We start from the raw sequence: 22,645 nt of genomic DNA, 5'->3' as shown, positions 1-22,645 counted from the left end.
TCAGGCCGTCAGCGTTGCCCCGCCATCCACCACCACGTCCTGCATGGTGATGTGGCTGGCTAGATCGGAAGCCAGAAAAACCACGGTATTGGCGATCTCTTCCGGCTGAGCGATCTTGCCCAGGGGAATTCCCAGTTTGTACTGGTCAGGAAAGCCCGCGATAGTGCGCTGCTCAGCATCCGCGCTGTGCCACATGCCGCGCTGCATCGGCGTATCCGTCGATCCTGGCGACACCAGATTGCAGCGCACGCCGTAAGGCGCTAACTCCAGACCCGCGCAGTGAGACAGGCTGGTGAGCGCCGCTTTTGACGCGCAGTACGCCGCCATTTGCATACGGGGAACATGAGCGGCATTGGAGCCGACGCAGACAATCGCCCCACGACGCTGCTGCTTGAAATGCGGTATCAGTGCGTTCAGCAGGTAAAACGCGCCAGAAGCGTTGACGTTAATGCACTGGTGCCAGTCGTCCACGCTCAGCGCATCAATATCACCGAGACGCAGAATCCCAGCCGCGTTGACCAGAACATCGAGCCCAGTTTCCGCCAACTGCTGGCGACACACCGCCGCCACGCTGTCCGGCTCGCTGATATCCAGCGTCACACAGCTAAACGGATGATCGTCATGTCGGAATGCGCGATCGAAGCCGATCACGTTCGCGCCCAGCGCGACAAACTGGCGGGCAATGCTTTCGCCAATGCCGCTCGCCGCCCCGGTTACCCAGACGGTCTTGCCGCTGAAATCAAACTGAAGAGGTTGTGCCTTGTTCATCATTTTCCCTACCACACCATTTCCACGCTGTTTTCATCCTGTGACAGCCTGTCGTCCAGATAGCGGCAGAAGTCGCTGAGCTGGGGATGATCGAACACATCAGACACCTTGATGCTGACGGAAAATTCGGCGGCCAGACGATTAACGATCTGGATGGTCTGCAATGACTGTCCGCCCAGTTCGAAGAAGTTATCCCGCGATTGGATCCCCGACACACCGAGGATCTGCTGCCAGATGGCGCTGACCCGGTTCTCGGTTTCGCTGGCTAACGCCTGAACAGGTGCCTCGTCGCGGTATTCCGCCAGCAGACGTTTGCGATCGACCTTGTTAGAGCCGGTTTTTGGCAACTGACGGAAGGCGCGGTAATCGGTCGGGATCATCGCTGGCGGCAGCACGCTGCTCAAACTCTGTTTCAGCGCACGTGCATCAATCTCGCCTGCTTTCGTAGCGACAAACGCCACCAGACGCCGCACGCCGTTAGGGTAAACAATGCCCTGCACGCAGGCTTCATCAACGTCCGGCTGCGCCAGCAGATGGGCTTCGACTTCCCCTGGCTGGATCCGGTAGCCGCTGATTTTAAATTCGTTATCCATACGCCCGAGGTACAGTAGCTGTCCTTTTTCCAGCCGAACTCTGTCGCCGGTGCGGTAAGCCGGAAGATCCTGATCACCCACCGCTATTTGCGTAAACGCCGTGTGTTCTGTACCGATGTAACCCGCCGCCAGCGTTGGCCCCAGCAGCACCAGTTCTCCTTCCGCCGCAGGGCGATCGCCCGCCGCCAAAATCAGCGCGTTAACGCCCGCCAACGGCAGACCGATAGGAAGCTGCGCCACATCGGCAGACTGCGTTTGCAGATCGCAACTGGTCGCGACTACCGTGGTTTCGGTTGGGCCATAGGTATTGATTAAGCGCAGCGTATTCGGTGCATGACGCTGCCACTGCGCCAGTTGTTCGGGGTACACCGCTTCACCGCCGATGATGATGGCGCGCAGTGCGGAAGGCATGGTCAGCGTGCCGGTTTTCAGCCCCACCACCCATTCATTCCAGAATGCCGTTGGCAGATCGAGCAGCGTAATCGCCTGCTCTTCGACCTGTTCGACAAAGGTCGGAATCGATTCCAGCATCTCATCGGTACGCAGCACCAGCGTCGCACCGCTGGTCAGCGTGGCAAAAATTTCTTCGATGCTGGCATCAAAATTGAACGGGGCAAATTGCAGCACGCGATCCACCGCACGCAGGCCGTAGCGCTGACGTGCCGCCGCCGTGAAGTGATCCAACGCACTGGCGCCGATCTCCACGCCTTTAGGCAATCCGGTCGATCCCGATGTGAACATGACATAGGCAATCTGCCCGTCTCTCGCTTCCACAGGCGGCAGCGCGGCGGCCTGTGCGTTGGATGACAGAAGATGCCCCGCCAGAACGATCTCGCCGGAAAAGACCGACGCCAGCCGATGTTGATAATCCGCCTGCGTGACGATCGTATGCAGATCGGCAATCTGGATGATGTGCTGCTGACGTTCACGTGGCTGTTCAGGATCGAGCGGCACATACACCGCACCGCACTGCATCACGGCCAGCAGGCAAATGATGGTTTCAGGGCTACGGTTCAGCATAATGCCGATGCGTTCGCCGGGCTGAACGCCGCACTCATGCAGCGTCGCGGCAGCCTGACCGCTCAGATCCAGCAACTGCTGGTAGCTATACTGCCGATCGCGCTGCGTCAGCGCCGGATGGTTCGGGTTTTTACGCGCCTGTTTGGCGATCGCCGTCAGAACCGGTTCGGCAAACGGCTCAGGCTCGCGGCTGGTGATCAGCGACAGTTCGCGTTCTTCACGCAGCCAGCGTCCCAGCAGCTCGCCGCTGGTCTGCTGCGGCTGTGCCAGCCAGCGTTGAAGCAGCGTGAACAGGGTTTCTTGCAGACTGGCAAGCGCTTCCGCGCTGTAACAAGCTGGGTTAGCATCAAAATCCAACACCGGCGTGCCATCCGGTTTGAAATGGATCTCGATCGTCAGATCTTCTACTGGCCCGGCACTGAGATTCAGGGTGCTGGACGACAACGATCCGTAATTGAGCGGATGATCGAACGGCATGATATTGATCAGCGGGCCGAAGAGGCGCTGTTCGCCGCCGACGCGGTTCAGATCGCGCCGTAAATGTTCATAGCGATAATGCTGATGACGACGCAGCGTGCGTTTGGTGCGGGCAACCTGCTGTGCCAGTGTGACAAAGTCCGCCTGTTCATCTACCTGAATGCACAGCGGCACGATATTCATCTGCATGCTCGGCACCGTCAGCGAAGCGGAGCCGATACGGTTCATCACCATCATGCCGAACGTCAGCCTGTCGCTGCCGGACACCAGCTTGAGGTGCGTCGCCAGCATCGCCAGAAACAGATCCGGCCAGCTGATTTTGTTGCCTTCACACAGCGCCGTCAGCGGCTGCCAGATATCCGTCGGCAACACGCTGCTCTGGCGTAAAAAACGTGCCGCAATCGGGGCTTTTTTCTCGCTGAAGCTGGCCGGCTCCGGCATTGCGTTCAGCGTTTCTAGCCAGAAATCACGCGCCTGCGTCGTCTGCCCGCTGGCATCACGCTGCTGTTCTTCTTCCAGTACCTCGCTGAACGGGCCGAACTCCGCCACCGCCACGGGTTGCCCCGCCGTCAGTGCGGTATAGATCTGGGCGATGCGTTGAAACAGCATCGTGGTGCCAAAGCCGTCCAGCGCAATGTGGTGAACGCAGCTATAGAGAAAATCACGCTTTTCACCACACAGTAGCGCAAAGCGGCAGGGTAATCCGTTTAGCAGATCCAACGGCTGGGAGATTTCCTCACGCGCCCAGTGGCGTATTGTCTGCTCTTCATCCGTCATCGGCGCAGGCAACAGTTCAATAATCGGCAGCACGCCGATCGGCACCGGCAGTTGTGAAGCCACAAAACCGATTTCCGGCTGGTCGGCCTGTTCACCTGCAATTTCAACAAACTGGCAGTACAGGCACTCGCACTCCATGACTGCCTGACGGATCGCGCTTAGCATGGCTTCACTATCGACTTTGCCATCAAACGCGATGCACTCCGCCGTGTTGAACGTCGCTTTATCATCGTTCAGGGCATGACCTAACCACAGCCCTCGCTGCGCAACGCTCAAGGGCTTCATGATGCGGCTCCCTGCTGTTTTTCGATCAGCACCCACCAGGCATTCAGGCTAGGGTTACGCGCCAGATCGACAAAGCTCAGCGTGACGCCCTGATTGCGCCATTCGGTCAGCAGCGCCATCATGCGCACCGAATCCAAACCGTAGTCGATCAGGTTTTCATCTTCATCGAATTGATCTTCTTCTTCGTCGATTAAGGTCAGCAGGTGCGCTCTCAGTCCTTGTTTCGTCAGTGCCTGTGCCATTTTTGCTCCTGTGAGTTCTGCCGTGCTAACCACCCGTCCGGCGCGCGTCGCCACATATTTCAGCGCCATCTGGTGTTCCTGAAGTGAGAAATCCGCTACCGCATCGCCGACCATGAACGGCTTGATATCGCGCATGAAGGCATCCGTTGCGGTAATCATGCAGCCGATATGCCCGTAAACGCCGCAGATAATCAGCTGGTCTTTACCCATTTCCTTCATCATCGGTTCCAGCGGCGAACGGTGGAAGGCGCTATAGCGCCACTTCACCAGCACCGTATCGTGCTCATCCGGTGCCAGCGCGCTCACGACACGCTGCTTTTCAGGATGATTATTCAGCCCTGCGCCCCACATATCGTTCAGCAGCGCCCGGTCAGCCGCACTTTGTGCATTCGGCTGCGCGGTATACACCACCGGAATCCCCTGTGCTTTGCAGTAGGTTCGCAATGCCACAATGTTCTCAATCAGTTGCTGCGCCAGCGGGCTGTCCGCGCCATAGAAATTCACGAAATACTCCTGCATGTCGTGAATCAGCAGCACCGCGCGTTCAGGCTCAAACGCCCAGGAAACCTTGTTCTCAGGGAAATCCTCTGCGCGCGGAAGGGGATAAGAAGCAATAGAAGGGATTGCCATCACAAAATCCTTATTTATTTTGAACACCAAGTTGGGTTTTGAGTGCTAAGTTGGGTCTGGATGCGCTGACGGAGTGATTTCTTATCAATCTTGCCGACCGGCGTGACAGGTAAGGTGTCGATCATCTCGAAGCGGTCCGGCAGTTTGAATTCAGCAATACCCTGATTACGAAGATATTTTCTTAACGTGATGGCTTTCAGCGAGGGATCGCTGACCACCAGAAAAGCGCAGCTCTTTTCGCCCATAATCGGATCGGGCATGGACACCAGCGCGGCATGGAGAATGCCATCATGCTTGAGCAGCAGGTTTTCGATCTCTTCCGCGGCAATCTTTTCACCACCGCGGTTAATCTGATCTTTTTCCCGCCCGACCACGCGCAAATAGCCATCTTCGGTCATCTGCACCACATCGCCCGAGTGGTAGAAGCCTTCGCTGTCGAAGGCGCGGGCGTTGTGTTCCGGGCTGCGGTAATAACCGCGGAAGGTATACGGACCACGCGTCGCCAGCAGACCCGCTTCGCCTCTCGGCACCGGATTACCGTCGATATCCAACACTTTAACTTCATCGTCCGGGCTCATCGGATAGCCCTGCGTGGTGAAAGTGTGCTCATCGCTGTCGTCCAGTCGGGTGTAGTTCACCAGCCCTTCCGCCATGCCGAGCACCTGCTGTAGCTGGCAGCCCAACACCGCCGGAATACGACGGGCAACGGTTTCACTCAGCTTCGCCCCGCCTACCTGCAAGATCTTCAGGCTACGCAGTGCGCCACCAAACTGTTCGGCTGCCTGGATCCACAGCGCGGCGGCGGGCGGCACCAGCGAGGTAATATCGATCTGATGGCGTTCGATCAGCGGGAAACAGGTCATCGCTCCCGGATCCGGAGCCAGCACGACACGTCCACCGGCGTAGAACACGCCAAGCGAACCGGGCGAACTTAACGGGAAGTTATGCGGCGCGGGCAACGCGCACAGATAGCGGGTGTGTGGCGTCAGCTCACAGATTTCCACGCTGCGGCGCACGCTGTAGTAATAATCATCATGGGTGCGAGGAATCAGCTTTGGCGTGCCGGTACTGCCGCCAGAAAGCTGGAAGAAAGCCACCTGCCCCGACGCAGAAGGCTGATACTGGCTGGTCGACGCGTACGGTTGCAGCCAGTCCGTCAGACTGTGCCCCAGCGGGCTGTCACCGAGCATCACCACCGTTTGCAGGCGGGGAACCTGCGTCTGTAGCCGATCCAGAAATTCACCGTTGCCAAACAGCGAATGTTCAGCCGAGGCGATCAGTAAGCGTGGTTCAATCTGCGTGGCGTACGACAACAGCTCCAGCTTGTTATGGCTGAACAGTGCGTTAACCGGCGCGACGCCCATTTTCAGCAACGCAAAAAAGGTCAGGTAAAACTCGGCCACGTTCGGCAACTGCACCAGCGCGGTGTCGCCACAGCGCAGGCCGCTTTCCGTCAGGCGTGATGCCAGTGCGGAAGACTGTCGATCCAGCTCCCGATAGCTCCACTGGCGCTCGCCGCACACTACCGCAACGGCATCAGGTTGCGTCGCCAGATGACGTTCCCAGGCATCCGTGAGCGGCAGGCCAACCCAGTACCCCTTGTCGCGATAACGCTGTGCCAGTTCCTCTGGCCAGGGCGTAAATTCAATGCTCATAGTCCATCCACACCTGAGTTAAGCCCAAACGCATTCAGCATCGTGTTTAATTTAGCGGCGGTTTCAGCCCATTCGTCCTCGGGGACGGACGCCTCAACAATGCCCGCACCGGCAAACAGGCGGACTTTGTTGTGTTTGATGGTGCCGCAGCGAATCGCTATCGCCCATTCACCATCGCCGTTGGCATCACACCAGCCGACGATACCGCTGAATACGCCGCGATCGTGCGGCTCCAGCTCGGCAATCAGCTGACGCGCTTCCTGCGTGGGGAAGCCGCACAGTGCGGGGGTAGGATGGAGCTGGCAGGCGACCTGAAGCGCCGTCATCTCCGGGTTCGCCAGTTCACCGCGGATAGCGGTAGACAGGTGCCACATGGAGGCGGTATGCATCAACGAAGGGGCCGATGGAATGGTTAACGACGAGCATAGCGGCATCAGGCGTTGGCGGATGTCGTCCACCACCAGCTTATGCTCATGCTTGTCTTTACCCGATTTCAGCAGACGCTGGCTGTTCAGGTAATCCAGATGTTCATCGTTCATCCGTCGCGCCGATCCCGCCAGCGGATTAGAGACAATGACGTTCCCCTGCTTGCGCACCAGCAGTTCCGGGCTCGCGCCCAGCAATACCGAACCATCCGGCAGCGGCAGTGAGAAGTGGTATCCACCCGCGTTCTGCACCATCAGGTTATTGAGGATCGTTTGCGCCTTAACGGGGCTCGTTAGCTCAATGTCCAAAACGCGTGACAGCACCGCTTTGCTCAGTTCACCACGGCGGAACCGCTCAACCGCCTCTGCCACGATGGACTTGAACTGACATTCGTCTGGGACGCTGTTTAACGTTAGTGCGGTAGGGCCCGCAGCCGTGTGCTTACGGGCACGGCTGACGAGTTCAGATTTCGTCGTAACGTTATAACTATCAGGGATATAGAGACAAGACGGTTGCGTGGTATCAAAGGGAATCGCTCCCACAACAATAGGCAGCGACTGCCCTGCCTGACGCGCTCGCTGGAATGCCTGCGCGATTGCAGGGCTAAGCCTGTCATCGTGCGAGCCAGGAACACAAACAGGGGACGAAATACGTTCAAATAAGCCTGAAGTAGACAGGCTTCGGTGTTCCGATGCATATAAAAAAGCGGTTTGTTCCGAATAGGTTAACCCGCTAAATGCTTCAGTTTTTGTAATCAGTGTATCCACAAGACAGCTCCTGCGCTCGCAAATTAAATACCAATGATTATTAAAATCATTATCATTTATATTAAGCGCAGTTAAATTACACTGAAGTAACGTGTTCGGTCAATCCTTCCACAGAATGGTTATTCACACCCATTAATTAGGGGTTATATTGATGTTAATCAATTTTTTTGTGCATGTTTCATAATGGGTAATGGTTAGCAACAGGAATGTATTGATTATAAAACCCACATCACAGATGATAATGAAAATACTTATCATTCATTGTCAGAAAAATTAAGCTGCGCTAGACTGCGCAAATATTTTACTAATTATGTCTAAATGTGAGCCTGTCATGGATGAAAGCATGTACCGCCCGCACACCCGATCCGTTGTGCATCTGGCGCTGCTCATTAACATGCTTTCTCTCGGTAGCCTGATGATGGTGATGCCGCTAGGCCCCGATTTCGTCAGCGCCCTGTCTATGGATGCCAAGAACATCGGCTACATTAGCGGCGGTGCAACGTTTGCCTCCGCCATCGTCGGCTTCCTCGCCGCTCCCTATCTGGACAGATTTAACCGTAAACATGCTCTGATCGTGCTGCTGACGCTACGCTTTGGCCTGACGGCAGCCTGCATGTTTTCCACCAGCCAAACCGATCTTTTGCTGCTGTTTATTCTGGCGGGCTGCGTTGCCGGGCCGGCATCCGGTGTCTTGATGGCTGCGGTTGTTGATATTGTGCCGGCCAACGAGCGCGGAAAGCAGCTTGCCTATGTCGGCATGAGCTTTTCGCTCGCGGCGATTGTCATCATGCCGCTGTCACTGGAATTGGCTCACCGTATTAACTGGCAAGCGCCGTTTTATACTTTCGGCCTCGGTGGCCTGTTGCTGGTGTTGTTGGTGCTGTGGCTATTTCCTTCCATGCCGCCGACGCATCGGGTCCAGCAAGGTAATTCCCCCACGGCGGCATCCACGTCGGTATTACATGACCTGTTAGCATCCCCCCTTTTCCTGCTGGGACTGACGGTAATCTCGCTGCAAATGTTCGGTCATTTCCTGCTGATTCCCCACTTTTCCAACTACTTTCAGTTCAATCTGGCCTTCCCGCGGGATGATATTTCCCTGCTCTATCTCTGCGGCGGGCTGGCAAGCATGGTGACCATGCAGCTGTGCGGCAATCTGTTGGATCGGGGATATGCCAGCCGAACGATTGTAGTCACAACGCTGCTGCTGGCCGTTGTGATTCTCTGCGGTTTCGTTTTGCCTTTTTCACTTTCCCTGTATCTGGTGTTCACCCTGTTCATGGCGCTCAGCGCAGCCCGCTCCAGCAGCACGCTGGCAATTACCGCCGGTATTCCGCTGCCGCATCAGCGCGCCGCGTTCATGTCCTATCAGGGAACCGCCGCCAACGTGGCATCCGGGCTTGCCAGCGTCGCTTCTGCCGCTTATCTGAGCACCTCTGCCGGGGGAAAAATTGACGGATTCTCGCAGCTCGCCATCGCCAGCACCGTATTTGCGCTGGCCGCCATGCTGCTGACCCTGCGCTTAATTCCGCAGTTGGCTGAACGCAGCCGAAAGATGGCCACACGCCAGCCTGCACAGGCTACAGGGCAATAAACCGATCACGTACGAATGGGTCGGCAATACACGCAACACAGCACGTTTACAGGGATATTTTTTCTACTCTTTGATGGGGTCTTTGACATGCAGCTAAAACCGGAAAGTCGTTTTTCACATCATCATTTCCCACACAGCAAGGTGTATCACGCCCTGCTGATGACCGGATTACTGGCACTGCCTGCACTTGTACAGGCAGAAAACGCAGCAGATGAAAAAATCGTCGTGACAGCAACACAGACGAAACACACTACGTTGAGCGCCCCCGCCAGCGTTTCTGTCATCACTCGCTCCGAACTGGAAAAGATGTCGGTGAATAACGTTTCCGACGCGGTGAAAAAGCTGCCGGGGATTAATATCAACCCGTCGACTACCTATGGCCGTAACGAGATCAAAATCCGTGGTATGCGGGCAGACTACACGCTGCTACTGGTGAATGGTCGACGTATCAACACCCAAGAATCACTCGCAACTGATATGGGGAATGATTTCGATCTGAGCTCCATTCCTATGTCGGCGATTGAACGTATCGAAGTCATTCGCGGCCCAATGTCTTCCTTGTACGGTGCCGACGCGCTGGGCGGTGTGGTAAACGTGATTCTGCGCCAGCCGGGTGAGAACGTTACCGGTGAACTCGGCTATAACTTTCAGGCACCGACCGAAGGTTCCGGCGGTGACCATAATCGTCTGAATGGCTACGTCAGTGGGCCATTGGTGGAAAATACGCTGCTGGGCAGCTTGATTGTGGATGGTGGCAAACGTGACGCCTGGCGTACCGAGCAATCCAAGAATCGCAACTCAGATGCCTTGGAAAAACGCGATAACTACAGCGTACTAGGCAACCTGACGTGGTTGATCGATTCTCAGCAGAGCCTGGATTTTGATGCGACTTATACCAAAGATGACCGCTTCGTCGATTGGAATAACTCTGGTGCAACAGCTCACAACACACAAAAACTTGATCGCCTCGGTCTGGGACTCACGCATAACGGTAGCTGGGATAATTTCGATACGCGGCTGCGCTACTACTACGAAAATATCGATTTAATGGATAATTCTGAGCTTAATAAAGGCATTGCCGATATCACTCAGAATAATCAGACGGTTGACGGGCAAATATCTGGCTATCTGGGCGATCACCTGCTGACCGGCGGCGGCGAATACCGCATCACATCGCTGGAACACAGCATGAACCTGAAAAATGGCAAAGTGGACGTCAACCAGAGCGCACTCTTCCTGCAAGATGAATTCAAGATTGCGGATTTAGCCCTCACCTTTGGCGGTCGTGTTGACCATCATGAAGTCTACGGCACCGAGTTCAGCCCACGCGCCTACGCCACTTATAGTCTAACCGACAACTGGGTGATCAAAGGTGGCGTCAATAAGGCGTTTAAAGCCCCAACTCTCGCTCAATTTACCACGGGCTATACAAAAGCAGCATGCCGCGGCCAATGCTACATCGTCGGTAACCCTGATCTGAAGGCTGAAACATCCATCAGCTATGAATTGGGTACCGCCTACGAAGCCGAGCACTTCGGTACGGGCATCACCCTGTTTAACAATGACATCAAGGATATGATTCAAACCAATGCAGTGACACGAACCTATGAAAACGTGAGTAAAGCACGGGTGCAGGGAATCGAGACTTCATTCTGGGTCGATGTAATAGAGGATCTAAACTGGACCACCAACTGGACTGTGGTTGATGCTGAAGACCGCACCACCAGAAAGCGCCTGAAGCAAACGCCGAAAAATACGGTTAACACGCAGTTGAACTGGCAGGCACTGGATAACCTCTCGACCTATGTGTCCTATCAGTACACCAGTAACCAATTTTTACGTGATAAAGAAGCGTATAAAACACGCGGCTTCAATACCGTAGATATCGGTGCGACCTACACGCCGGTTAAAAACGTGGACCTGAAACTGGGCGTCACTAACCTGACCAACGAAAAGCGGGACTACGTTGCTACCGATATCGACTACTTCCTGTCTGGACGTACGGTGTACGGTGGTGTGAGCTATAAGTTCTGATGCCGATAAATTCTGCTTAATGACTCTAGCCCGCTAACGCGGGCTTTTTTAGCAGCAGAGAAAGGTGGTGACGTCGTACTCTCTTAACAGATACGCACCTTTAAAACGGCGTCCGGCATAAAACGTTGGCGTCAGATCGGTCAGCAGTTCCAGTTCGAACTCGCGTTTGGTGATGTCCAGCGCCACTAGCCGGGCATCCAGAAAATCGAAATAGTGCCTAACCTGCGGGTAAAGCGCCTTGAACAGGCTCTCTTTCGCCGAGAAGCTGATCGTCAGCAAGCAGCTAAATGCCTCATCTCGCTCCTGAAACCACTGGAACTCTTCATCGCCAATGATGCCGGGCCACAGCGACTGCGCACGCTCGTCGGACATAAATCCTTCGATATCCACACCCACGCACGATAGCGCATCGCTACGTAAATGAGCGGCGCAGAGTACGCTGTCTTTGTTATGGCTCAGCGAACCAGCAATATTTCCTGGCCACTGCGGCGAGCGGTCTTCTCCGCTATGCAGAACAAAACCAGGGTGATCCAGCTTGTTCAACACATGTTTGGCAACACAACGCCCAGCCAAAAATTCGGCACGTCGTTTCGGTACGGCGCGCTCTAGCGCGTCAGAAAAAGGAATGTTCGCCTCGGCAAAAAGCGCGTCGTCGTAGGCAGACAAATGGAAATGGCAGCGTGCAGTAATACCTGGGTAGGCGGCACCGTCCGTTGCCCGTGGAAAAGTAATCCATTCAACATCATCAATAAAAGCAGAAAGCATGTTGCTCCACTCAGGCAAGCATATCGCACCCGCATTCGGTAAATGCTGCATAGGCCACGTTTAAACCCTGAAAAACATAGGGGGATTAAACGAACAATGGGCGACTTTCGCCGCCCATCATCTCGCTACTGCAAGAATGCCTGGTTACATTTACAGGGCCAGGAAGAACCCTGCGATGCAGGCGCTCATCAGGTTAGAAAGCGTACCTGCCGCAACCGCTTTCAAACCAAAGCGGGCAATATCCTGGCGCCGAGTCGGTGCCATACTGCCCAAACCTCCAATAAGGATAGCAATAGACGAAAGGTTAGCAAAGCCGCACAGCGCGAACGAAATCACAGCTTTGGTATGATCCGACAGAACCTGCAAACCTGCAGCCTGCACCACGTCATCCGCTTTCAGATATTCACTGAAATTCATGTAAGCGACGAACTCGTTGACGATCAGCTTCTGCCCAATGAACGAGCCCGCAACGCTTGCTTCACTCCACGGAATACCAATCAGGAACGCAACAGGCGCAAAGCACCAGCCCAGAATCAGTTCCAGTGACAGCTGCGGGTAGTCAAACCAGCCACCAATGCCGCCCAGAATGCCGTTCAACACGGCGATCAACGCGATAAACGCCAGCAGCATCGCGCCCACATTCAGCGCCAGCTGCATACCAGACGCCGCACCGCTTGCCGCGGCATCAATGACGTTAGCCGGGCGATCGTCTTCATCGACAAAGCCAACCATCTCATCGTGGTCGTGCGTTTTTTCCGTTTCCGGCACCATCAGTTTCGCGAACAGTAACCCGCCCGGTGCAGCCATGAAGGATGCCGCAATCAGGTATTCCAACGGCACGCCCATCTGGGCATAGCCCGCCATCACCGCACCTGCAATCGAGGCCAACCCGCCACACATCACCGCAAACAGTTCTGACTGCGTCATGTTGGCAATATACGGACGAACCACCAGCGGCGCTTCCGTTTGGCCGACAAAGATATTGGCCGTCGCAGAAAGGGATTCGGTACGGGAGGTTCCCAACAGTTTCTGCAACCCGCCACCGAGTATCTTGATGACTATCTGCATAATGCCCATGTAGTACAACACGGCGATAAGGGAAGAGAAAAAGACGATAATCGGCAATACGCGGAGTGCGAAAACAAATCCACCACCGCCAAATACTTCGAACATTTTGTCGGATACCAGACCGCCAAACATGAACGAAACGCCTTGATTTCCGTAGGCGATAACGTTTGCTACACCGCCCGTCAAACCTTCCAGAATCTTGCGGCCTACTGGTACATACAGCACCAGCGCACCAATACCGATCTGAAGAATGAAAGCACCAGCTACGGTGCGCAATCTGATAGCTTTACGGTTATTGGACAGCATAACCGCGCACAGTATCAGAACAATCATGCCGACGAGACTCATAACGAGTTGCATGTGCAGTTCCCTATAACGCGTGAAAAAAGTGAGAGCATAATAAAAATCGTTTCGCCAGAACGGTAAGCACGCGCTGGCGAGCCGATTATAAAGACAGGCTCGTGAAGGTCGCTAATTTATGTCACAAATACATACAACATCGAACAGTCAAAAACACTGAAAAGTGATCTTCATCACAATTTTATGGTTGGTATATGAAATCGAAATGACTGTTCTGTCTGCTGTTGCACAGAAATAAGCGAAAAGCGGAAGCAAAGATTCTTCCACTTGGGGGAATGGCAGTGGTGTAACGGGTAGCGTCGTAACACTCTCGGCGTTACGTTGGAGTAAGCCGTCCAAACAGCCTGAACGAATTCTGCAACAGCGCCTCGGCAATCTCTTCAGGCGATTCTGTACGTAACTCACACAGCGTTTGAAACGCGCACGAAATACGCTCGGGCCGATTGGGTTGTCCCTGATAGCCACTCATCGGCATGTCGGGGGCATCAGTTTCCAGCAGCAGCCGATCTAACGGCAGTTGTGCGATCGCCTGACGCGTTTTATTCGCTCTGTCATAGGTAATGGTTCCCCCTACGCCGATGTAATAGCCCAGCCGGATAAAGGCCTGCGCCTGTGCCAGGCTGCCTGCAAACCCGTGAACCACGCCAGTACGCGGCACGTCGATACGGCGGAGTAATTGCGCCAGCCTGTCGTGACTGCGTCGCGAGTGCAGGATCGTCGGGAGATCGTATTTTTTCGCCAGCCGAAGCTGAGCCTCAAGGAAGGTAAGCTGCCGCTCAAACTGCGGTTCTGGCATATAGAGGTCCAGCCCAATCTCCCCCACCGCCACCAGCTTTACAGGTAGCTGGCACAGTTCCTCTTCCAGACGGAGCAGGTCGCTTTCCTGATGTTCTGCGATATAAAGCGGGTGAAGGCCCAGTGCGGCATAAAGCGGAGAGTAGGTGCGGGAGAGCGTCAACACGCGTTCAAAATGCTGAGAAGCCACAGCCGGAATAATGATGCGCTCAACGCCAGCGTCTTGCGCCAGCCGCAAGCTTTCCGGTGCATCATCATAGAATAGGGGAAAATCAAAATGACAGTGGGTATCGATAAAGCGGTGTTGTTCAGAAAGCACGTTGCTTCTCTCCGTCAAAATTAGGCCCGTCAAGACGAGGCGACCTAATCTACGCCCAAGAACTATCCTGCCAAAGCCTCATGGCAGAATCGGACTTGTCGTTACGGTGAGGCCTCAGTGTAACGTGGTTTTTTCTGAGGATACCTCTTCGTGCGCTTTTCCGTAACCCTCTTGCAAGACGCCGGACAGGTAATCGTTACTCCCTTCCAGCCAGGCGCAGTCGCTGTCAAACCAGTCGGCCCACAGCGCCAGGAAATTCCCTTTCCACTGTTTCCATTTGCCAACAACGATATCGCTATTCATCATAACCCTCCTGATAAACTGTCGAAATGCAGCAAATACGCGGGTAGTGTCAGTAGAAGATAGTGTGCCGGTAAAATGTGACAGCCGCGTGGCGCGGCTGTGTGCTCTGTATGACATTTCTTTCTATGGAGAAAGAATGAAGGAATGTGCTGTGCTACGGCCGTTTTCGACCCGTAAACAAGCTAACCAGAAACAGAATAATACCGACCACAAAGACGATTTTCGCCGCGCCAGCTGCTGTACCAGCCAATCCGCCGAAACCCAGTGCTGCCGCGATCAGTGCGATGACTAAAAATATAATGCCCCAACGAAACATACGCTCTCCTTACCAGACAAAAATGAAAAATAATCATGGTGGTCATCCTGACGCGCTTCTTGCGTCCTGACTGCGTATCCACAGGTGGTGTTTTATTATGCGGATTAGGTAGGGTTATCCGCCATTACGGATAACCCTGTATCAAATGGTTATTTAACTGTCAGGTCGTTTTTGACGCTTTTCACACCGTCGACGGCCTTCGCAATACTCTCAGCACGGTCGGACTGTGCTTTGTTATCCACCCCGCCGCTCAGTTGTACGACGCCAGCCTGCGTTTCGACTTTCACCTTACGGGACGGAACAATGTCATCCGCCAGCAGCTTGGCCTTAATAGTGCTGGTAATCACGGCATCATCGGCATACGCGCCAACCGATTGTGATTGATTATCTTTCACCTGCAGCTTATCGCTGACAGACTGGACGCCCTCAACCTGCGTAGTGATTTCTACCGCACGGGAGCTCAATTCCTGACTACCGACAAAGCCGCTCAGCGTGACGACGCCATTTGATGTTTCAACGGAAATATCGCTGCTGGTAATCGATTTGTCTTCCAACAACGCACTCTTCACTTTTGCTGTGATAGCGCTGTCACCGACGTAGCCAGAAGCTTTATTGGCGGAGCTATCGATTTTTGCACCAGTTGTGTCCGCGATACGCTCTACTTTCTGCCCTAACGTTTCTTCAGCCATGGCACCGCCAGCCAGAATCGAACCCAGAGCAACTACGATCAGCGATTGTGTCAATTTGGTCTTTTTCATCGATGTCTTCCTTCTTATGCTCTTCTATAAACCCGAAAAACCGATTTGGGTCACGTTAACGCCTGCACCGTCATCAGCAAATCAAGGTGATAATGACGTTATCAATACTCCGATGATTCCCTCTACTTGCATAAAAAATCAGAGTATTGAATTGCAAAGACGAAACAAATCAAAATAATGAACCAACTTAAATTGCACTAACAGTTGAACAAGCTAAATCAGTTAACACGCTGTTAACTATAGCCTACAGAATGGAAAATCACAGGGGAACAAGGGAATATGCGCAGCAATTCAGATTTGTCTGTTGCACTGAAACGAGAAATAACAGCAGGAAGAAAAAAAGACTAATACATTGTTTTTTAATACATTTAAAAATAAAAACACCCGGCACTTTTGGCCTAAAGCCAAGCATAACCGGGTGATGATTATTTTAACAACATGGTCACTATTTAAACGCCACAGCCACTACTCTTTTCGTGAAACCGTGGCACTACCAATCAAAATTAATGCTCACGCGTTTGGTGGAACTTCACTTCTGGATAGCGTTCCCGCGTCAGGTTCAGGTTTACCATCGTCGGTGCGATATAGGCCAGATTATCACCACCATCCAGTGCCAGATGCTGTTCGTTCTTACGCTTAAACTCTTCGAACTTCTTCACATCGCTGCACTCAACCCAGCGCGCGGTAGAAACGTTCACCGACTCGTAAATCGCCTCAACGTTGTATTCCGTTTTCAGACGAGCAACGACCACATCAAACTGCAGCACACCGACCGCACCCACGATAAGGTCGTTGTTGGTCAATGGACGGAAGACCTGCACCGCACCTTCCTCGGACAGCTGTACCAGCCCTTTAAGCAGCTGTTTCTGCTTGAGCGGGTCACGCAGGCGGATACGACGGAACAGTTCCGGCGCAAAGTTGGGGATACCGGTGAATTTCATGTCTTCGCCCTGCGTAAACGTATCACCAATCTGGATAGTACCGTGGTTGTGTAACCCGATGATATCGCCCGGGTAGGCTTCTTCAATGTGGGAACGGTCGCCCGCCATAAAGGTCAGCGCGTCTGAAATCACCACGTCTTTGCCCGTACGCACCTGACGCAGCTTCATGCTTTTTTCATATCTCCCAGACACGACGCGCATAAACGCCACGCGGTCACGGTGTTTCGGGTCCATGTTGGCCTGAATCTTGAACACAAAGCCGGTGAATTTCTCTTCCGCTGCCGTCACTTCACGGGTATCTGTTTTACGCGGCATCGGCGCAGGTGCCCAGGCGATTAGCCCATCCAGCATATGGTCAACGCCGAAGTTCCCCAGCGCCGTACCAAAGAAGACTGGCGTCAGTTCACCTGCCAGAAATGCGTCCAGTTCAAATTCGTGCGATGCCCCTTGCACCAGCTCCAGCTCTTCACGCAGCTGTGCAGCCAGTTCTTCGCCAACGGCGGTATCCAGTTCCGGGTTATCCAGCCCTTTAACGATACGCACTTCCTGAATCGTATGGCCTTTACCGGTCTGATACAGATAGGTTTCGTCTTTATAAAGGTGGTACACGCCTTTGAACAGTTTGCCGCAGCCAATCGGCCAGGTAATCGGGGCGCAGGCAATCTTAAGCTCACTCTCGACTTCATCCAGCACTTCCATCGGATCGCGGATGTCACGGTCAAGTTTGTTCATGAACGTCAGAATCGGGGTGTCGCGCAGACGAGTGACTTCCATCAGCTTACGCGTACGATCTTCGACCCCTTTCGCGGCGTCGATCACCATCAGGCAGCAGTCCACCGCCGTCAGCGTACGATAGGTATCTTCGGAGAAGTCTTCGTGCCCTGGGGTATCCAGCAGGTTAACCAGACATTCGCGGTAGGGGAACTGCATCACGGACGTGGTGATGGAGATACCACGCTGTTTTTCCATCTCCATCCAGTCGGATTTCGCATGCTGGTTCGAACCACGCCCTTTTACCGTACCGGCAGTCTGGATCGCCTGTCCGAACAGCAGGACCTTTTCGGTAATCGTGGTTTTACCGGCATCGGGGTGAGAAATGATAGCGAACGTTCTTCTTTTGGAGACTTCGCGGGCGTATTCACTTGGAGACATGATTTTCAGGTTTCTTTTGTTAGCCACCCGGCGTCAGCATCAAGTCAACAACACACCGATGTCAGATCGTCAGGCAAAGCGGAAATAAACTGTAGCCGAGTATTTTCCCTGATTTAACGTGCAGACACAATCGGTGATGGCATAAACAGCAAAGCAGCGTCTTTACTTGCCAAACCTCAGCGCCACGTCACAAGTAATAATAACGGAATAAATCATTTATAAAGTTACCATCTGTCCTTGCCGATAACATTTGGGTCAATATTTAATCACTTAATCGCACTTAAGGAGAGAGTATGAGCTTGTCTGTAAATAATACGGGTTATAGCAATTCTCAGGCCCAAAGCACCGCGATACCTTCATCGTCAACACAGCACACAGCAACGACAGAGTCCAGCGCGGCCGACAGCGTACAAATCGTCGATCCGATTACCGGAAAGACGGTCACCTTCCCCAACACGATAAAAATCTCTGCGGAAGCGATGGCACGCTTGAAAGAAAATATAGCAAACGCTCCACCTTCTAACTTGAGCGAAATAGATCAAGATGCGATGCAAGCAGAGATGCTTAAAGCACGTAACCTGATGATAAAAAACGAGACTAACTCAACGGCCAAGTTGCCGATTGATCCTATCGGCACGAATGAAATAGCGTTGGAACTTTGGTCAAATAATCTCAAAGCTGACAGCGGTATCAGTAAAGAAGACTTTATCAACCTGGTTCATCAAGCACTGTCTAAACCGTCCGACGTGAGAACGTGGAACTACACCACCGATAGCATGGAAATCACCATAAAAGCGGCAAAGCTGGAAGAACTGAAAAACCGCTATGTGGATAGCAGCGCGCACCAGAAAGCCGATAAGGATATTCAGGACTTCATCCAGTACCAGTCTGATGCGCTGAGCAATGTGGAAAAACATATTCTGCAAGATGAGTATCAGCGCAGCGTCGATGTAGGAGACGCCGATAAGGCAGGCTCCACGTTTATGGAACTACAGAAAAACGCGGAAGGCACATCGGCCACGCAGGTTCAGCGTCAGCAAATCTTTTCTCTGGCCGCATCAACGCAAGCGGATTCTTTGTTTGACAGCTTTCGCAACTATATCTCTGCGACCACGCCTGACCGCTATACCAAGAACGCCCATCTCTCGATAGTCAACAAGTATCAGGCTCACTGGTTTCAGTTCCAGCAGCAATTGAAATAGCCACATCGCCCCGAACAAACAGACCGTTTGTTCGGGGCCGTTCGTGTGTCAGAGACTTTTCTCCTCCCCGTCTTTTTTCACTACCGCGCCGCTGTCCGGCTGCGTGTCGCTTTCTACCTCATCCCCTTCTTCTTTCACTGGCGTACTGGCCGTGAGAAGGTAAGGCGACTGCTGCCAGCGGGTACGGCGGTTCTGCAAAAGCGTACGGGTCAGGATGATGCCGATAGCCAGTGAAAGCAAAATCATCAGACGCAGAATATTGGTGGTGTTATCGACCTGTCTGGCTTCGGTCGCCAGCACATGGGTATCTAAGGTAATCCGCAGGAAGCCAATCGGCCCTTCTTTTCCCTCAATCGGCTGAACCAACTGATGGTTAAAGTAGCTACCGACCCGATTGCCATCCAGCGCCAGCCTGTCTCTCAACTGCACTTGCTCACCGATATGCGCTACCAGCGAGCCGTCCTGCTGATATACGCCGGCATCCAGAATGCGGCTGTGATCGGTAAGCTGTTTGAGGATGGTATTAATTTTTTGACTATTATCATCCACGCTGCCCATCAGCGGAGAAAGGCTGTAAGCCACCTGTCTGGAGAGCGTACGTGCCAGATCTTCAACCTGTTCAGATCGTGCCATCTGGTGGCTCAAACTGAAATAGGACGCACCTTGCATTAATACCACTAGCAGAGCGAGGCAAATCAGCACAATTGCCGTGCGGTGTAGACGAAATTTCACCCGGGCGCGAACCATGATAATCCTTACACGATTTGGATACTTTCATGTTGCCAGAAGCGCCGACGATAGGATAGCTTGTTGCCCAGTTTTTGGAGGGATATGTTCGGTCGACGCCGCATCCCTCTTTATCGCACGACTTTATCGCACTACTGCCAGCAGAGGATTTACCCCATGTCGAATAGTCTGACCTATCGTGACCTCCCTGATGAGATCAACTGTTGGCCGGGACTGCCATTATCACTGAGCGGTGACGAAGTGATGCCGCTTGACTACCGCGCTGGCGACACTGGCTGGCTGATTTACAGCGATGTCCTCGATAAAAACCTGATTTCCCGCTACCAGCGTAAGCTGGGGAGCGCGATGGTGATCGTGAGCGCCTGGAACGTGGGCGATTATCAGGTCGTGCGTTTAGCAGGCACGCTGACACCACGCGCAACCAAACTGGCCCACGAACTGGGCATCGATGTCGCGGCCATGCGTAACGCGCCAACGCTGCGTTCACCGGGTTTACTGGTGATGGACATGGATTCCACCGCGATTCAGATCGAATGTATTGATGAAATCGCCAAACTGGCGGGCACGGGTGAACTGGTCGCTGAAGTCACCGAACGCGCGATGCGCGGCGAGCTGGATTTCGCGGCCAGCCTGCGCCAGCGCGTGGGAACATTAAAAGGTGCCGACGCCACTATCTTACAAACGGTGCGTAAAACACTGCCACTAATGCCGGGCCTGCGTAATATGGTTAGTCAGCTTCAGGAAGCAGGCTGGCACGTCGCGATTGCATCGGGCGGGTTTACCTACTTTGCTGATTATTTACGTGATGAGTTAGGTCTGGTCGCCGCTGTTGCCAACGAGTTAGGCATGCAAGACGGCAAGCTGACCGGCGACGTCATCGGCACGATTGTCGATGCAAAATATAAAGCGACCACGCTGCAACAGCTGGCGGAAAAGCTGGAAATCCCCATGCATCAGACCGTTGCGATTGGCGACGGCGCAAACGATCTGCCGATGATCAAGGTAGCCAGCTTAGGTATTGCCTATCACGCCAAACCGAAGGTCAATGAACAGTCTACGGTGACTATCCGTCATGCCGATCTGACCGGCGTGCTGTGCATCCTCAGCGGCAGTATGAGACACGAAAAGCGTTAATCAGTGGGAGGTGATACGTGGCAAAAGCCGTCAAACGGGCGTTTGTATGTAATGAATGCGGGGCTGACTACCCGCGCTGGCAAGGGCAATGCAGCGCCTGCCATGCCTGGAATACCATTACCGAAGTCCGCCTGGTCTCGGCGTCTGTGTCACGTTCTGACCGTCTCACTGGCTATGCAGGCGAAAGCGCTGGCATCAGCCGGGTACAGAAGCTCTCGGAAATCAGTCTTGAAGCCCTGCCGCGCTTTTCTACCGGCTTTCAGGAGTTTGACCGCGTTCTGGGCGGCGGCGTCGTTCCCGGCAGCGCCATTCTGATCGGCGGTAGCCCCGGCGCGGGTAAAAGTACCCTGCTGTTGCAAACGCTCTGCAAGCTGTCAGAAAACATGAAAACCCTGTATGTCACCGGCGAAGAATCGTTGCAGCAGGTGGCAATGCGGGCGCACAGACTCAATCTGCCGACGCAGAACCTCAACATGCTGTCGGAAACCAGCATCGAACAGATTTGCCTGATTGCCGAGCAGGAACAGCCGAAGCTGATGGTGATCGACTCCATTCAGGTCATGCATCTCGCCGATATTCAATCGTCTCCCGGCAGCGTGGCGCAGGTGCGTGAAACCGCCGCCTACCTGACGCGCTTCGCCAAAACGCGCGGCGTTGCTATCGTGATGGTCGGCCACGTCACCAAAGACGGTTCGCTCGCCGGGCCAAAAGTATTGGAACACTGCATCGACTGCTCCGTGCTGCTGGATGGCGATGCCGATTCTCGCTTCCGCACCCTGCGCAGCCATAAAAACCGTTTCGGCGCCGTTAATGAGCTGGGCGTGTTCGCGATGACGGAACAAGGTCTACGCGAGATCAGCAATCCGTCGGCAATTTTTCTCAGCCGTGGGGACGAAATCACGTCCGGCAGTTCGGTCATGGTGGTGTGGGAAGGCACACGTCCGCTGCTGGTCGAAATTCAGGCGCTGGTAGATCAATCGATGATGGCCAATCCGCGTCGCGTTGCGGTCGGGCTGGAGCAAAACCGATTAGCCATCCTGCTGGCGGTGCTGCATCGCCACGGCGGCTTGCAGATGTCGGATCAGGATGTGTTCGTGAATGTCGTCGGCGGCGTTAAAGTCACCGAAACCAGTGCCGACCTAGCGCTGCTGCTATCGCTGGTCTCCAGCTTCCGCGACCGCCCGCTGCCGCACGATCTGGTCATCTTCGGTGAAGTCGGTCTGGCGGGCGAAATCCGCCCGGTTCCCAGCGGACAAGAGCGGATTACCGAAGCCGCCAAGCATGGCTTCAAACGCGCCATCGTTCCTCATGCCAATATGCCGAAGAAAGCCCCTGCCAGCATGCAGGTATTCGGCGTGAAAAAGCTAGCCGACGCGCTGGCGATCCTCGACGATCTCTAAACGGACCACAGAAGGCCATCCGCCCCTTCCATCCTGAGCTAAACAGGGGATGAAAGCGTAGCGGATGTTGCCCTATTCTGTGGTACTTTGTTTAGTAAGCTAAACAAGAGTGCTGCA

General features: G+C 54.0%; 18 protein-coding genes. 5 read left to right on the top strand and 13 right to left on the bottom strand.

Annotation, left to right across the window (positions count from 1 at the left end; genetic code table 11):
• The 5 genes from dhbA to EIP93_RS02635 are packed head-to-tail and all read right to left on the bottom strand — an operon-like array spanning position 1 to position 7,640.
• On the bottom strand, positions 1-771 hold the full coding sequence (gene dhbA, locus EIP93_RS02655; RefSeq protein ID WP_125232241.1) for a 2,3-dihydro-2,3-dihydroxybenzoate dehydrogenase: 771 nt from the start codon (positions 769-771) through the stop codon (positions 1-3).
• A 5-nt stretch (positions 772-776) separates the two neighbouring features.
• The gene (locus EIP93_RS02650) at positions 777-3,920 is read right to left on the bottom strand and encodes a non-ribosomal peptide synthetase (protein ID WP_125232240.1); all 3,144 of its coding nucleotides are present in this window, start codon (positions 3,918-3,920) and stop codon (positions 777-779) included.
• The gene (locus tag EIP93_RS02645) at positions 3,917-4,792 is read right to left on the bottom strand and encodes an isochorismatase (protein WP_125232239.1); all 876 of its coding nucleotides are present in this window, start codon (positions 4,790-4,792) and stop codon (positions 3,917-3,919) included. Before EIP93_RS02645 ends, EIP93_RS02650 begins: the two co-directional genes overlap by 4 nt.
• A 14-nt stretch (positions 4,793-4,806) precedes the next feature.
• On the bottom strand, positions 4,807-6,447 hold the full coding sequence (locus tag EIP93_RS02640; protein WP_103861502.1) for a (2,3-dihydroxybenzoyl)adenylate synthase: 1,641 nt from the start codon (positions 6,445-6,447) through the stop codon (positions 4,807-4,809).
• Positions 6,444-7,640, bottom strand: a complete 1,197-nt coding sequence (locus tag EIP93_RS02635; RefSeq protein ID WP_103861503.1) for an isochorismate synthase — start codon at positions 7,638-7,640, stop codon at positions 6,444-6,446. Before EIP93_RS02635 ends, EIP93_RS02640 begins: the two co-directional genes overlap by 4 nt.
• 343 nt (positions 7,641-7,983) lie before the next feature.
• Here EIP93_RS02635 and EIP93_RS02630 point away from each other — a divergent pair, with 343 nt between their 5' ends.
• Both EIP93_RS02630 and EIP93_RS02625 read left to right on the top strand, forming a co-directional pair.
• Positions 7,984-9,234: an MFS transporter gene (locus EIP93_RS02630; protein WP_125232238.1), complete on the top strand. Its 1,251-nt coding sequence runs from the start codon at positions 7,984-7,986 to the stop codon at positions 9,232-9,234.
• Positions 9,235-9,321: 87 nt separating this feature from the next.
• Complete coding sequence (locus tag EIP93_RS02625; protein WP_125232237.1) at positions 9,322-11,268, top strand: TonB-dependent receptor domain-containing protein; 1,947 nt, start codon at positions 9,322-9,324, stop codon at positions 11,266-11,268.
• Between the two features lie 48 nt (positions 11,269-11,316).
• Here the strand turns inward: EIP93_RS02625 and EIP93_RS02620 are convergent, their stop codons facing one another.
• The 7 genes from EIP93_RS02620 to prfC form a co-directional block, all read right to left on the bottom strand.
• Positions 11,317-12,033 (bottom strand): 4'-phosphopantetheinyl transferase family protein, encoded by a 717-nt coding sequence (locus EIP93_RS02620; protein ID WP_125233307.1) that lies wholly within the window; start codon positions 12,031-12,033, stop codon positions 11,317-11,319.
• A gap of 150 nt (positions 12,034-12,183) precedes the next feature.
• Positions 12,184-13,461: a NupC/NupG family nucleoside CNT transporter gene (locus EIP93_RS02615; RefSeq protein WP_095701486.1), complete on the bottom strand. Its 1,278-nt coding sequence runs from the start codon at positions 13,459-13,461 to the stop codon at positions 12,184-12,186.
• Between the two features lie 316 nt (positions 13,462-13,777).
• The gene (locus EIP93_RS02610) at positions 13,778-14,575 is read right to left on the bottom strand and encodes a TatD family hydrolase (protein WP_107332258.1); all 798 of its coding nucleotides are present in this window, start codon (positions 14,573-14,575) and stop codon (positions 13,778-13,780) included.
• Positions 14,576-14,689: 114 nt separating this feature from the next.
• On the bottom strand, positions 14,690-14,878 hold the full coding sequence (locus EIP93_RS02605; RefSeq protein WP_010284712.1) for a CsbD family protein: 189 nt from the start codon (positions 14,876-14,878) through the stop codon (positions 14,690-14,692).
• 154 nt (positions 14,879-15,032) lie between these two features.
• Positions 15,033-15,194 (bottom strand): DUF1328 domain-containing protein, encoded by a 162-nt coding sequence (locus EIP93_RS02600; protein ID WP_003019081.1) that lies wholly within the window; start codon positions 15,192-15,194, stop codon positions 15,033-15,035.
• Positions 15,195-15,343: 149 nt separating this feature from the next.
• Entirely contained in the window at positions 15,344-15,952 is a 609-nt protein-coding gene (gene osmY, locus EIP93_RS02595) for a molecular chaperone OsmY (RefSeq protein ID WP_103861507.1), read from the bottom strand.
• Positions 15,953-16,455: 503 nt separating this feature from the next.
• The gene (gene prfC, locus EIP93_RS02590) at positions 16,456-18,045 is read right to left on the bottom strand and encodes a peptide chain release factor 3 (RefSeq protein ID WP_039481772.1); all 1,590 of its coding nucleotides are present in this window, start codon (positions 18,043-18,045) and stop codon (positions 16,456-16,458) included.
• A gap of 293 nt (positions 18,046-18,338) precedes the next feature.
• Here prfC and EIP93_RS02585 point away from each other — a divergent pair, with 293 nt between their 5' ends.
• Positions 18,339-19,247: a hypothetical protein gene (locus tag EIP93_RS02585; RefSeq protein ID WP_125232236.1), complete on the top strand. Its 909-nt coding sequence runs from the start codon at positions 18,339-18,341 to the stop codon at positions 19,245-19,247.
• Positions 19,248-19,295: 48 nt separating this feature from the next.
• Here the strand turns inward: EIP93_RS02585 and EIP93_RS02580 are convergent, their stop codons facing one another.
• Positions 19,296-19,994: a YtjB family periplasmic protein gene (locus EIP93_RS02580; RefSeq protein WP_010296287.1), complete on the bottom strand. Its 699-nt coding sequence runs from the start codon at positions 19,992-19,994 to the stop codon at positions 19,296-19,298.
• Between the two features lie 156 nt (positions 19,995-20,150).
• Here EIP93_RS02580 and serB point away from each other — a divergent pair, with 156 nt between their 5' ends.
• Positions 20,151-21,128, top strand: coding sequence for a phosphoserine phosphatase (serB, locus tag EIP93_RS02575; protein WP_107332256.1), 978 nt, complete (start codon positions 20,151-20,153; stop codon positions 21,126-21,128).
• Positions 21,129-21,145: 17 nt separating this feature from the next.
• Positions 21,146-22,528, top strand: coding sequence for a DNA repair protein RadA (gene radA / locus EIP93_RS02570; RefSeq protein WP_103861509.1), 1,383 nt, complete (start codon positions 21,146-21,148; stop codon positions 22,526-22,528).
• The last annotated feature ends 117 nt before the right edge of the window (positions 22,529-22,645 follow it).

The organism is Pectobacterium versatile (assembly GCF_003932035.1).
Lineage (GTDB): Bacteria > Pseudomonadota > Gammaproteobacteria > Enterobacterales > Enterobacteriaceae > Pectobacterium > Pectobacterium versatile.
The sequence above is the reverse complement of the archived record's forward strand: the minus strand, read 5'-3'. Positions and strand labels throughout refer to the sequence as shown.